Origin of the sequence: Streptomyces sp. NPDC048484, assembly GCF_040651415.1 — a bacterium.
In the GTDB taxonomy this organism is placed as follows: Bacteria; Actinomycetota; Actinomycetes; order Streptomycetales; family Streptomycetaceae; genus Streptomyces.
In genome coordinates, this window is the sequence record NZ_JBEZJY010000020.1 from 114,717 (window position 1) to 128,143 (window position 13,427).

The 13,427-nt window shown below is 73.7% G+C and carries 8 protein-coding genes and 1 pseudogene; 2 read left to right on the top strand and 7 right to left on the bottom strand.

The window, feature by feature from the left end; genetic code table 11:
* Window positions 1-77: 77 nt before the first annotated feature.
* A pseudogene (locus AB0D14_RS21420) lies at window positions 78-803 on the top strand (response regulator transcription factor); the annotation flags it as partial.
* Here the strand turns inward: AB0D14_RS21420 and AB0D14_RS21425 are convergent.
* From AB0D14_RS21425 to lanKC, 4 genes are all read right to left on the bottom strand, one after another.
* Window positions 729-2,684, bottom strand: a complete 1,956-nt coding sequence (locus AB0D14_RS21425; protein WP_362781287.1) for an ABC transporter ATP-binding protein — start codon at window positions 2,682-2,684, stop codon at window positions 729-731. The pseudogene AB0D14_RS21420 and the gene AB0D14_RS21425 sit on opposite strands and share 75 nt — an antisense overlap.
* Complete coding sequence (locus AB0D14_RS21430) at window positions 2,681-4,387, bottom strand: ABC transporter ATP-binding protein (RefSeq protein ID WP_362781289.1); 1,707 nt, start codon at window positions 4,385-4,387, stop codon at window positions 2,681-2,683. The genes AB0D14_RS21425 and AB0D14_RS21430 overlap by 4 nt, the downstream gene beginning before the upstream one ends.
* 256 nt (window positions 4,388-4,643) lie before the next feature.
* A complete protein-coding gene (locus AB0D14_RS21435) occupies window positions 4,644-4,760 on the bottom strand; it encodes a SapB/AmfS family lanthipeptide (RefSeq protein WP_362781290.1) in 117 nt (38 codons plus the stop codon).
* Window positions 4,761-4,839: 79 nt separating this feature from the next.
* Window positions 4,840-7,488: a class III lanthionine synthetase LanKC gene (gene lanKC, locus AB0D14_RS21440; protein WP_362781291.1), complete on the bottom strand. Its 2,649-nt coding sequence runs from the start codon at window positions 7,486-7,488 to the stop codon at window positions 4,840-4,842.
* A 303-nt stretch (window positions 7,489-7,791) separates the two neighbouring features.
* Between lanKC and AB0D14_RS21445 the strand changes: the two genes are divergently transcribed.
* Window positions 7,792-10,266: a SpoIIE family protein phosphatase gene (locus AB0D14_RS21445; protein WP_362781292.1), complete on the top strand. Its 2,475-nt coding sequence runs from the start codon at window positions 7,792-7,794 to the stop codon at window positions 10,264-10,266.
* 64 nt (window positions 10,267-10,330) lie between these two features.
* Here AB0D14_RS21445 and AB0D14_RS21450 read toward each other — a convergent pair whose 3' ends face one another.
* The 3 genes from AB0D14_RS21450 to AB0D14_RS21460 are packed head-to-tail and all read right to left on the bottom strand — an operon-like array spanning window position 10,331 to window position 13,420.
* Window positions 10,331-11,431 (bottom strand): XdhC/CoxI family protein, encoded by a 1,101-nt coding sequence (locus AB0D14_RS21450; RefSeq protein WP_362781293.1) that lies wholly within the window; start codon window positions 11,429-11,431, stop codon window positions 10,331-10,333.
* On the bottom strand, window positions 11,424-12,554 hold the full coding sequence (locus AB0D14_RS21455; protein ID WP_362781295.1) for a VWA domain-containing protein: 1,131 nt from the start codon (window positions 12,552-12,554) through the stop codon (window positions 11,424-11,426). The genes AB0D14_RS21450 and AB0D14_RS21455 overlap by 8 nt, the downstream gene beginning before the upstream one ends.
* Window positions 12,551-13,420, bottom strand: coding sequence for a MoxR family ATPase (locus AB0D14_RS21460; protein ID WP_362781370.1), 870 nt, complete (start codon window positions 13,418-13,420; stop codon window positions 12,551-12,553). Before AB0D14_RS21460 ends, AB0D14_RS21455 begins: the two co-directional genes overlap by 4 nt.
* Window positions 13,421-13,427 lie beyond the last annotated feature (7 nt).

Sequence of the window (13,427 nt, forward strand, 5' to 3'; positions counted from 1 at the left end):
CGTCGTTCTGGAGCGGCTCGGTCCTCCGGCGGGAGGACCGAGCCGCTCCGTTTGTATGGGGTCCTGTATGGGGCTGCATGGGGCCCGGTGGCTGGTTCTTCACGTCCGGGAGAAGCGATAGGTGGGTCGCGCCGGTCCGGGGGCACGCGCAGAGAGCGACGCAGTCGGCGGGAGCACAGCACGACGGGACAGCGCGACGGGACAGTCGGACAGAACCGTCGGACAGAACCGTCGGACAGAACCGTCGGACAGAACGGGCAGACGGGGTACGGGAGGGGCGGAATGTGATCCGGGTGCTTCTGGTGCACGACGTGTTTCTGGTCAGGTCGGTGCTGGCGGAGTGGCTCCGCCGGGAGTCCGACCTGACGGTGTTCGAGGCTCCGTGGGGCGGGGCGCTCCGGAGCGCTCGGTCACTGCAGCCGGACATCTGCGCGGTCGATCTGGAGCGGGCGGACTCGCACGGAGCGCCTCCGTTGGGTGAACTCTGCGGTCGCAACGAGAAGGATCCACGGCTGCTGGTGCTGGCCACGGCGCGCAAGCCCGGTCGTCTGCGGCGCGCCTTCGACGCCGGGGCGCGCGGTTTCGTGGACCAGGAGGGCTCGCCGCAGCGGCTGGTCTCCGCGATTCGCAGTGTGGCCGCCGGCGAACGCTTCGTCGACGACTCGCTCGGCTTCGGTTTCCTCCAGGCGGCGCGGATGCCGCTGACCGGAAGAGAAGTGAGCGTGCTCTCACTGGCCGCCGACGGCGCCTCCGTCGCGGAGATCGCCGGCAGTCTCCACCTGTCCAACGGGACCGTACGCAACTACATGGCGGCCATCACACGGAAGACCGGCGCCCGCAACCGCGTCGACGCCATCCGGATCTCGCAGGGAGAAGGCTGGCTGTGAGGGCCCGGACCAGGCCCCGACCAGATCCCGGTAGAGCGCCGAGCGCTCCAGCAGCTCCGCGTGGTCCCCGTACGCGGTGCGACGTCCGTCCATGACCAGCACGCGGTCGGCTCGGAGTGCGGAGCTGACCCGGTGCGCCACCACCACGAGGGTGCCGCCCCGTCGAGCGAAGGCACCCTCCGCGCGGGCCTCCGCCTCCGGGTCGAGGTGACAGGTCGCCTCGTCGAGCAGGACGAGGGGGGCGTACGCGAGATGGGCGCGCGCCAGCGCGATGAGCTGACGCTCGCCCGCCGACAGGGTTCCCGGGGCGACCTCGGCCGTCAGTCCGCCCAGCCTGTCGAGCAGCGCGGTCAGCCCGACGTCCTCCGCCGCGGCCAGCAGCTCCGCCTCCGGCACGGGCGCCGGCCGCAGGTGCCCCAGGTTCTCCGCGAGCGTCCCGGTGTAGACGTACGCCTCCTGCGGGATCAGTACGCGGTGATGGTCCGTCGGGCGGACACCGGCCATCCGGCGCACCCGCACGGAGCCACCGGTCGGTTCGAGGAGTCCGGCGATGAGCGCGGTGAGCGTGGACTTGCCGATGCCGCTGGGGCCCACGATCGCCAGGTGGGTGCCGTGAGGGACGGACAGGTCGAGGTCCTCGATCACGGGCTCGCTGGAGGGGCCGTAGGCGAAAGTGACATGGGAGAGGGTGATGGCCGCGGGCGCGGCGGAGTGCGCTGACCCAGCCCCCGCTGCCCCTGCCCCATCTGCCGCCGTCGCCGCTGTGGCTGTGGCTGCCGATGCCGCTGTCGGGGCGGACGCGGTCGAGGGCCCCCCGGCGTCCGGAGCGGTCGAGGTCCCCGGGCCCGGGGACAGGCGGCGCAGGACCACTGCCAGCCTGGAGCCGCTCGTGCCCAGGCCGTGGATGAGGTTCTGCAGGGCGGGGAGCAGGGACTGGCCGACGTACGCGAGGGCGCCCACCAGGGCGCCCGCCGTGACGCCGTGCGCGAGAAGCCAGGGCGCGGTGGCGAGCAGGAGCACGATCGGGAGCTGTCCGCCGACCGCCAGGGACACCACGCGCAGTACGCCCCAGCGGGCCAGCGAGCGCGCGGCACGTTGCTCGGCCCCGATCCGCTCCCGCGCGGCGGCGGCGACCTGTTCCTCGGCACCGGCGGCCGTGATGTCCCGCAGCCCCGGGCAGACGGTGCCGAGTTGCGAGGCGAGTTCTTCGTCGGCGACGAGGAACGCCTCCTGGCGTCGGGTCAGCGGCCGCAGGGTCAGCGCGAATAGGGCCACTCCCGCGGCGAGCGGCGGCACGACCACGAGCAGCAGCAGCGGTGCGAGCGAGAACAGGCCGACCAGCGCGCCCACCGCGGTGAACACGAACGAACGCGACACCATCACGATGCCGGCGAACGTGTCGCGCGCGATCTCCACCTGCTGGGTGAGCCGGGACAGCGCGCCCCTGTCCGCGTCCCGCACCCCTCGGTCGACCACGTCCCGCACGAGCCGGTCCCGCAAGGGCTCGACCAGCGCGGCCACGGCCGAGTAGACGCGCCCGGTGCCGTAGGCCCCGGCGACCACGGCGAGGGCGGCGGCCCCGAGCCAGCCGAGCCCCACCGTCGCCCGCCCGGCCAGGAACCCCGCGTCGAGGGCCCGCGCGAGCGCGTACCCGGTGAGGAAGGTCTGCCCGGCCTCCAGCACGGACCAGGCGGCGAGCCGTGCGACCACCCGCCACCTGGCCCGCAGAAAACGGAACCCGCGCCGGTACACCCGGTGTTCGCGCATCCGGTGGTCGCGCACCCGGCTGCCGTTCATCGGCCGCCCCCGAACACCCGCCGGTACTCGGCCCTCGTCCACAGCTCGTCATGCCGCCCCACCGCCCGCACCCGGCCCCCGTCCAGCCATGCCACCGTGTCCGCCCGTGCCGCCGTCGACGCGCGGTGGGCGACGATCAGGCGGCTGCACCCGGGCTTGTTCCTGAAGAGCGCCTCGGTGACGTGGTGTTCGGTCACGGTGTCGAGGCTCGACAGCGCGTCGTCCAGGATCAGCAGCCGTCCGCCCCGGGCGAACGCCCGTGCCAGACCGAGGCGTTGGACCTCACCGCCGGACAGCGGGGCCTCGTCGCAGGGTGTCGCGTAGCCGCGCGGCAGACGTCGTACGAAAGCGTCGGCGCGGGCCGTGCGGGCGGCGGCCAGGACCCGGTGCGCGGGGGGCGTGGGCCGGCCGAAGCCGATCGTGGCCCCGATGCTGTCGCCGAGCAGGGCGGGACGCTCGAAGGCATAGCTGATCTCGCGGCGCAGTTCGCGCCGGTCCAGTTCGTGCAGCGGTACGCCGTCGAGCAGCACGGCACCGCCGTCCGGGTCGGCCAGCCGTCCGGCGAGGGCGGCGAGCAGCGACTTGCCCGTGCCCGAGCGCCCGACGACCGCCAGGGTCGTACCGCCGGGGACGACGAGGTCCACGCCGTCCAGCACGGTCCGCCCGCCGCGGCGTACCGTGACGTCCCGCAGTTCCAAGTGCCCCCGGCCGGGCGGGAGACGGCGGTCCCCGTGCTCTGTCGCGGGCTCGTCCAGCAGCTCGCCGAGGCGACGGGCGGAGGCCCGGGCCTCGATCAGCCCGCCGAGCCGGCCGACCAGCACGCCGACGCCGGACGCCAGCACCGCGTACCGGGAGGCGGCGAGCAGCTCGCCGACGCTGAGCCCGTGCCGGGTGAGCAGCAGGCCCGCCGTGGCCAGCACCGCGATCTGCAGCAGCGGCGCCACCGCGACGGCCTGTGCGGCGGCGCGTCCCTGGACGCGCCACGTCCGGTGGCCTTCGCGGGAGAGTTCGGGGAGCGGCCGCAGGATGCGCGCCACCTCCTTGTCGGCGGTCCCGGCCGCCGCGATGGTGCGCGCTCCGTCGATCGCCTCGGTGAGCGAGCCGGCGATCCGTCCTTGCGCGTCCTGGTAACGCGCCACGCACTGGGAGGAGTTGCGCGTGAACCGTTTGAGGACCGCCGCGACGACGGGCGCACCGCCGAGGAGGACCAGCGCCAGCCGGTAGTCGATCAGCCAGAGCGCCACGATCGCCCCGAGCGGAGCGGCCAGGGCGGCGAGGACACCGGCGAGGGCGGCGGGGGCGGCTCCCGCCTGACCGGCGTTGCCCACGAGGCGCGCGACGAGTTCGCCCGGACCGAAACGGTGGCCGGCCCGTGGCCCCGCGTCCAGCATGTGCCCGGTCAGACGCCCGCGCAGCCACGCGGTGGCGCGGGCGTTCGTGGTGGCGCCCAGCACCGTCTCGCAGGCGTCCAGCACGGCGAGCACGAGCACCAGGACCGTGCAGTACAGCACCCAGCGGGTGGCGCGGGAGGGGTCGGTGAGCAGGACGTCGAGCGTCCGGCCGAGCGCGGCCGGCAGCAGCAGGTTCGCCGCCGTCGCGGCCAGGGCCAGCAGGCCCAGGGTCACGCAGCGGACACCGCTGTGACGGGTCGCCGCGCGCAGCAGCGCATCGCCCGTCGGGGCGGGCCCGGGGGAATCAGTCACCGTGTGCGGCCTCCCGACACTAGGTCCTGTCTGGAGTTCCCCGCCGGATCAGCGAGCGGCGTTCGGTGCGTGCTCTCGGCGTGCCGTGCGAAGAGCCTCGTACTGGACGTACTTGGGTCTTCGCACGGTGCGGCGAGAGTGCGTGCCGGGCGTCGGGAGCCCGGCGGGGAACTCCAGACAGGGCCTAGGACCGACCCCGGACGGCCCTGCCTCGTGAAGAGAGGCGGAGCCGTCCGGAGCCGTGGGAACGGTACCGTCAGAGACAGAGAGTGACGCTGGCGGCGCTGACGCAGGAGAGCAGGCTGAGCGTGCTGGGACCGCCGCCGCCGGTGTGGTCGTCGGACTCCATCGTCTGCAGGTCGAGAAGGGCCATGATTGTTTTTCCTTTCCCTGTGTTCCCTTGTGTGGGGACGGGGTGGGTTGACGGTTCCGCCGGGCGGCGGAACCGGGTATCAGGGCCGCCGTCGTGGCGGCGGCAGGAACGGCAGTCGAGCGGGGACCTCGCCGTCGAGTGCGGCGCCGAGCGCCAGCAGGCACCCTGCCGTTCCGGTGCCCAGGTCCATGGAGAGGCGCATCATCTGGTGGCCGGGGAAAGCCAGTTGGCCTTGGAAGGGCATCGCGAACCAGCCGAGTCCGGCGACCTGCTCGGCGACCCGTTCGGGTGCGGCGCCGGTACGGCTCAGGTGCAGGACCATGCCGGCCCGGCCCTGGAACAGCCCGGGTTGCGCGTAGAAACGCGAGGTGGAGGCCGTCAGGATCCCGGCGCGCGCCCGCTCGAACTCACCGCGCCCCAACTCGCCGTCGCCGTCGTCGTCGTCCTCGGCGAGTCCGAGGTAGTCGTCGATCACCATGCCGAGCCCGGCGCTGCCGTCGCCCAGGTAGGGCAGTGTGCGCCAGCCCTCGTCGACCTCCAGGCTGCCGCCCGGATGCACGAGGCAGCACTCCAGGTCCCGCCGCAGCGCCTCGGCGGCCGACGCGAGGAGTGCGGGATCACCGGTCGACTCGTACCGGCGCAGCAGGAACAGGGCGGGTCCGCTCGCGCCGCGAAGGAGCCCGGCACGTCGTTTCTTGGTGTCGGTCGGCGGCTCGGCCAGGCGTTCCTGGAGGATCCGCGCCACGTCCACGGCCCGTGCCTCCAGTTCGGGTTCCCCGGTCGTCCGGCCCAGTTCGTCGAGGACCAGGCCCAGTCCGGCGAGCCCGCCCTGGAGGTCGGACGACAGCTTGTGCCACTTCTCGTGCAGGACGGTGTCGACGAGGTCCAGGGCCCGCTGCCGGTGCCCGAGCCGGTCGAGGACGTACGCGACGCCGGCGAGCCCGTCGTACAGCCCGAGCGGTGTTCCGGCCGGCAGCGGGTCCGTGTGGTCGAGCAGCCAGCGCTCGCCCTCCCCGTACCGGTCCGCTCCGGTCTCGGACAGGGCGTACAGGACGCCCGCCGCTCCGTACGCGAGCCCGAGCCCGCCGCCCTCGGAGAACTGCGTGATGTCGCCGGGGAAGAGACGGTCGTCGCGTTCGGGAGTGGCCGAGGCGAGGATCGCCTTGACCATCGAGTCACGGCTGTACGGCCAGTCGCCCGGCTCGGCGAGAGTGGCGTACGGGGAGGGGGAGGAGGACACCGCGGACGGTGCCGTGGTCGACGACGTGGTGGGCCGGGAGGACGCGGGTGTCCGGGTGATCTCGGCGACCGCCTCCTCCAGGAACGCCCTCGGCACGTCCGGGAACTGACCGAGGACGACCTCGGCGAGGTGTGCGGCCTTGGCCCGGTCGACCACGAACAGCGTGGTGACCGGCATGAACAGGGCGAGCCGCAGACACGCCAGCGCGTACCGGTCCACGTCCGCGCCCCTCCGGTCCGGCGGCGCGAAGAACCCGGGGTGGGCGACGACCTGGCGACCGTCCTCCTCGATGGGCGCCGCCGCCTCGAAGTCGAGGAGGGAGACGGACTGCTCGTCGGGGGCGACCATGATGTTGAAGACGTGCAGGTCGTTGAAGGCGATTCCGCGTCCGTGCACCGCCTCCACCGCCTCCTCCACCAGCCGGTGGACGCGCAGCGCCCAGGCCGTGTAGTCGGCGACGGCGGCCGGGTCCGGATCGGGGGAGAGCAGTGGATGGCGCTCGGCGAAGAAGGAGTTGAGCGGCCGCCCCTGAAGGAAGTCCATGACGAGGAAGCGGTGGTCGCCGAGGGTGAACCAGTCACGCACCTCGGGCACCATGCCGAGCCCGGACACCCGCTCCAGGGCGTACTTCTCCCGGGCGAGCCGGGTGACGGCGTCCGCCCCGTCGGCGGCGAGCCCCGCGTGCGGCCGGCCTTCCTTCAGGACGACCCGCTGTCCGTCCCGGGTGTCGACGCCCGAGTACACGCCACCGCCGTTGGAGAAGTGCAGCGCCTTCTCGATGCGGTACGGCAGGTCGCCGACCGTCGTGGTGTTGCGTGCCGCGAGCTGAGGTTCCAGGAACGCGGGCAGGGCCACCCACTCGGGCACCTGGAAGGAGGGCGCGCGCCGGTCGGGGACCAGCCGGCCCTCGCCGTCCGTCACCGCCGGCACCAGCGTGCCGCGGTCGTCGACGACGAACGACCTGGCGAAAGCGCCGTAGCGCACGTACAGCGGTCCGTCGTTCCAGCGCAGATCGGTGAGGATGTACGGGCCTTCGAGACCCTCAAGTAACGCGCCCAGCTCCTCCAGCACCATCTGGAGCTGCCGCTCGTCCGCCGGGTAGACGGTGACGAACTTGCCGCTGCCGTCGCGGGCCGCGTACTTCACGTTCCGCAGGTGCAGCAGTTGCGGTCCCGGGACGAACTTGAACGGGATGGCCCTCGGGACGCAGTAGTCCCACACGATCCCCGCGATCCGCTCCGCGTTCTCCCGCGTGGCCGACGCGTGGATCTTCCAGCCCTGGGCCGGTCCGGACCGCGGCCTGCCCTCGGTGTCGACAGGGGTCAACGCCAGCCAGTCGCCGATCCGCGCCGCCCGCCATCCCGCGGGCACCGCCCGCTCGGCCGTCTCATAGACGGGAGCGGTGTCGCGCCCCTCTCCGGTCAGCCGGTCAGGCGTCTCGTAGAAGTATCTGTCGGCCAGTGCGTAGACCTCGTACCGCTTGTCCATCGAAACCCCCTCCGGCTCTTCGTTGAGCGTTCCACCTCACCCCGGGCACGGACAGTCACGCCTGTCACGAGGTCACCGTGCACAATGCACGGCTTTCCCGGGCCGGTGCCGGCGGACCGCTCGTCCATCCGCGTACGCAGCGTGACCCCTGTCGGCGGAACTTGGGAGTGGAGCCGGAAACTCCCTGTGACGCCGCCCACGGGCCCGCGGGCACGGCCCGTGCGCGCCCGGCCGACGCGCCACGCGACTTCGGAACGGTCACAGGGGCTGCGCCCGCGTCCGGGAAGCGCTGTAATTGCGGACGTGGTCAGTGAGGGCGGTGCGGGACGCAGAACGAGAACGCTGCGTGCCGAACTTGCCCTCAAGGCGCTCCGCGCGGACCTCGGCTCCCCGGAACGACTGCGGAGCGTGCTCGAACAGGTGCTCGTCTATGGCGGCGCGACCCTCGCCCTCGTGTACGCACCGGGGGAGCACGGTGACCAGCTGTGCCTGATCGAGTCCGCCGGCGTACCCCGCGCCCTGTACGGCGTACGCGACAGCTACCCGCTCTCCGGCGGCTCGCCCGCAGCCGACGCCTACCGCGCCGGGCAACCCCGGTGGCTCAGCCCGGAAGAGCTCGCCGTGGCGCCCGGCGCCCGGCCCACCCCGGCGGGGGACTTCTGGCTGGCCGCCCTGCCACTGCCGCCCGACCCGCGCGGCGGCGGCTGTCTGGTGGCCGTGAGCGAGAGCCCGGGCGGCTTCGACACCGAGGACCGCAAGTGCCTGGAGCTGTTCGCCGAGGCGGTCTCCTTCCCGCCCTCGTCCGGGGCCGGTGGCTCCGGGGCGCTGCCCAGCAGCTCGTTCAGCCTGGCCCTGGACTCGGGGCGGGTCGAGGTCGACCACGAGATGCTGGAGCTGTTCGGACTCGTCCCCGACGTCTTCGACGGCAAGGTCGAGACCCTGCTGAGCATGACCGTGCCGGAGGACCTGCCCACGCTGATGTCCGTGGTGGAGGCCGACCACATGTCCATCGGCGAGCGGGAGCTGGAGTTCCGCATCCTGCAGCCCTCCGGCGAGCAGCGGTGGCTCAGGCTGCGCGCCCGGCTGCTGCCCGCCGCCGACGGACGCCCCTCCCGGCTGGTGGGTACCGTCGCCGACGCCTCGAAGCTGCGCTCCGGCGGCAACGAGGTGGCTCGCGTCCAGCGCCTCGCCGCCGCCCTCGCCACCGCGGGCACCGTCCGCGACGTCGGCCAGGCGGTCGTCACCGCGCTGCGCCGGCCTCTGATGGCCGACCGCATCGCCCTGGCCGAACTGGAGGGCGACCGGCTCGTCGTCACCGTCCTGGACCCGCCGGAGCCGGAGGCCTGGCCCGAGGTGTGGCGCACCGAATGGCGCTCGGAGTGGCCCGACGCCCCCGTGCGCACCATGCCGACCCTCGCGGCGGCCCTGCGGGAGGGACGCGCGGCGATCTGGCCCGCCGGGACCCCGCTCGAACCCGCGCTCGCCGACGTCGGCCCCGGCGGCCTCGCCGTCCTTCCGCTGCCGGCCGGCGGCCGGATGGCCGGCGCCTGCCTCATCGGCTGGGACACCCCGCACGACTTCGGCCCCGACGAGCGCGCCCTGCTCACCGCCTCCGCCGGCCTCGCGGGCCAGGCCCTGATGCGCGCCCACGCCTTCGACGCCGAACACGAACTCGTCGGCATGCTCCAGCGCACCCTGCTCCCGCGCAGGCTGCCGCCGCTGCCCGGCGCCGAGGCCGTCGCCCGCTATCTGCCCACCACGGCGGGCCTGGAGGTCGGCGGCGACTGGTACGACGTGATCCCGCTGTCCGACAACCACGTCGCCCTCGTCATCGGCGACGTCCAGGGACACAACGCCCAGGCCGCCACCCTGATGGGCCAGATGCGCACCGCCCTGCGCGCGTACGCCGTCGAGGGCCACCCACCGGACGTGGTCGTCTCGCACGCCAACCGGCTGCTCGTGGGCATGGAGACCGACCTGTTCGCCACCTGCTGCTACGTCGACGTGGACATGGAGGAGGGCACGGCGTGGTGTGTACGCGCCGGGCATCTGCCACCGGTGCTGCGTCACCCGGACGGCACCACCGACATCGTCGTCACCGAGGGCGGGCCGCCCCTCGGCGTCATCATGCAGGCCGACTTTCCGATGAGCCCCCTGCCGCTCCGGCCCGGCACCCTGGTGGCCCTCACCACGGACGGCCTGGTCGAGTCCGCCGAACTCGACCTGGAGGACGGCCTGAACCGGCTGGCCGGCCAGCTGGCCGCCGCCGACCCCGCCCACCTCGGGCTCGTCGCGGACGCCCTGCTCGCGGACGCCAACCGCAGCGACGACGTGGCCCTGCTCCTCATGCGCTACGACGGACTGGACCTGCGACCGCTGCGCGAGAGCTGGACCGTGTGGCGCGTACCCGAGGCCGTCCGCCACGCCCGCCGCTTCACCCGGCGTGCCCTGCGCGCCTGGGGTGTCACGGACGAGCCCGACGCCATCCTCCTGGTCGTCTCCGAACTCGTCACCAACGCCCTCGTGCACACCGACGGCCAGGTCCGTCTCGACCTCACCCTCATCAACAGCCGCCTGCGCGTCGCCGTCGCCGACATCTCACCGCGTACACCCGTCAAGCCCAGGAGCATCGGCTGGGAGGCCACCGGAGGCCGCGGCATCCTCCTCGTCGAGGCCCTCTCCGCCACCTGGGGCACCGTCCCGGTCAGCGGCGGCAAACAGGTGTGGGCCGAACTCGCCGTCACCGAACCCGCCCTCACCGAACCCGTCGAAGAGTGAGTGCTGAAGACCGAGCACCGAACCCGTCGGAGACCGAGCAAGGAGGCTGATCCACCGCCGTGGTCTACCGGCGCGGGTGGATCTCCCCGGCCGTCGCCGTCAGCGGGGCGCCACTGCCGCCCCAGCGCAGCGCGACGATCTCGGCGGCGACGGACACGGCCACCTCCTCGGGCGTCCGCGCCCCGAGGTCGAGGCCGACCGGCGAGCGCAGCCTGGCGAGGCCGGCCGCGTCGAGCCCGCCGTCCCGCAGCCGTTTCATGCGGTCGTCGTGGGTGCGGCGGCTGCCCATCGCCCCGATGTACGCGGCCGGGCGGCGCAGCGCCTCCTCCAGGAGCGGCACGTCGAACTTGGGGTCGTGGGTGAGGACACAGATCACCGTGCGCTCGTCCGTGTCCGTCTTCTGGAGGAAGCGGTGCGGCCACTCGACGACGACCTCGACGCCCGCCGGGAAGCGCTTGGGGGTGGCGAAGACGGGCCGCGCGTCGCACACCGTGACCCGGTAGCCGAGAAACGCGCCGATGCGGGCCACCGCCGCCGCGTAGTCGATCGCCCCGAAGACCAGCATGCGCGGCGGGGGAGCGAAGGAGTGGAGGAACACCGTCACCGCGTCCTCGCGCCGTTCGCCCCGCGGTCCGTAGTGCCGCAGGCCCGTCGCGCCCAGGGCCAGTTCGCCGCGCGCGTCGGCGGTCACGGCCACGTCCAGGCCCGTGGTGCCGAGCGTCCCGGACACCTCGTCCGCCCAGACGGCGAGGGTCGCGCCGCGCCGCGCGGGACCGTCGACCACCGTCGCCACGGTCACCGGGCGGCCCGCGGCCACCGACTCCGCGACCGCCCCGAAGGACGGATCGAGAGAGGCCGTCACCGGCCGTACGAGGAGGGTGATCTCCCCGCCACAGGTCAGCCCGACGGCGAACGCGTCCTCGTCGCTGTACCCGAACGTCTCCAGCCGGGCCTCACCCGACCCGGCCACCTCCTGGGCCAGCTCGAAGACCGCGCCCTCGACGCAGCCGCCGGACACACTGCCCACGACCTCGTCACCGGGCCCGACGGCCATGGAGGCACCGGGGTCCCGGGGCGCGCTCCGGCTGACGGCGACGACGGTGGCGAGACCGAAGGGGGAGCCCTCCGCGTACCACCGGCCGAGCGCCGGGAGGATCTCACGCATCGTCCGCTCCTCTCACCACCGCCGCCAGACGTTCCAGCGCGGCCAGACTGTGGCCCTCGACGAACGCGTCCACGCTCGGCAGTGCCGCCGCCATACCGGCGGCCAGGGGTGCGTAACCGGGGCGGGCCTTGCGCGGATTGGCCCAGATCACCCGGTGAGCCAGCCGGTGCAAGCGTCGCATCTGGGCGGCGAGCAGTTCCGGATCGCCACGCTCCCAGCCGTCCGACAGCACCACGACCACCGCGCCGCGCGCCATGCCGCGCTGCCCCCACCGGTCGAGGAAGGCCCGCAGCAGCTCACCGAGCCGGGTGCCGCCGCGCCAGTCGGGTACGGCCGCCGCGACCGCGGCCAGCGCGGTGCCGGGATCGCGATGGGTCAGCTCACGGGTCACCCGCGTCAGCCGCGTACCGATGGTGAACACCTCCGTCCGCACCCGGCCGCCGTGTGCGGCGGCGTGCGCGAACCGCAGCAGCGCGTCCGCGTACGCCGCCATGGAACCGCTCACGTCCACCAGCAGCACCACCCGCCGCGGCCGCTCGGCCCGTGTGCGCCGGCGGGGCGGCGCGAGTTCACCGCCCCGCCGCAGGACCTCCCGCACGGTCCGCCGAGGGTCGAAGGACCCACGCCGGGCCGGGCGCAGCCGCGCGGTACGCCGGGGCTCACCGGGCAACGCGAACACTGCGAGCAGGCGCCGCAGTTGCCCCCGCTCCGCATCGGTGAGGTCGGCGAAGTCCCGGTGCCGCAGCACCTCGGCCGAGCTCGCGAGCACCGCCGCGGGTACGGCGTCCCGCTCGCTCTCGTCCCCGGTACGGGGAGCGGGCCCCGCGTCCCGTACGGTCACCCGCAGCCGCGTGGCGCGAACGCCGCGCACCGCCCCGCCTCGGGACACCGAGCCCCCGAAGTACGCGGCGAACACCCGGTCGTACCGCTCCAGATCGTCCCGGCTGCCGCACAGGGTGAGCCGCCCCGACCAGTACACGTCGGACCGCACGCCCGGCCGCAGCACATCGAGCGCGCCGATCAGCGCGTGTACGCGGTCGGGGCCGGCGTCCACCCCGGCGGCGCGCAGAGCCCGGGCGAAGCCGACCAGAACGCCGGGCGCGTCGACACCCGGTCCGGTCACCACACGCCACCGTCCACGGGACCCGCGAGCAGTGCCGTCAGGTCGAGCCCGCGAGCCCTCTCCAGGTCCTCCCGGTACTTCAGCACCGACCCCAGTGTGACCACCGCCAGCTCCGCGTCGACCTCCGTGGCACCCAACGCGGCCATGGCCTGCGCCCAGTCGATGGTCTCCGCCACCCCCGGGGGCTTCACCAGCTCCTGCGCACGCAGTGCCTGGGCGAGAACGGTCACCTGCTCGGCGAGACGCGCCGACGCACCCGGAACCCGCCTTCGTACGATGGCGAGTTCGCGCGCGAAGCCGGGGTGGTCGAACCAGTGGTAGAGGCAGCGCCGCTTCAGCGCGTCGTGCACCTCACGGGTCCGGTTGGAGGTGAGCACCACGACCGGCGGCGACTCGGCGCGCAGGGTGCCGAGTTCGGGGATCGTGACCGTGTACTCGGAGAGCAGTTCGAGCAGGAACGCCTCGAACTCGTCGTCGGCGCGGTCGATCTCGTCGACGAGCAGCACGCACGACCGGGTCTCCAGGGCCTGCAGGAGCGGCCGGGCGATCAGGAACCGCCGCCCGTACAGTTCGCCCTCCAGCCGGTCCGCGTCGGTGATCCCGGCCGCCTCGGCCGCCCGCAGATGCAGCAACTGGCGCGGGAAGTCCCAGTCGTACAGCGCCTGCGAGGCGTCGATGCCCTCATAGCACTGGAGGCGGATCAGCGGAGCGTCCAGTGCCGTGGCGAGGGCCGAGGCCAGCGCGGTCTTCCCCACGCCAGCGTCGCCCTCGCAGAAGATCGGGCGACGCAGCCTGAGGGCCAGGAAGCAGGCGACCGCCAGCCCGTCGTCGACGAGGTATCCGCTCTGTCCGAGCCGGGCCCGCACATCGTCG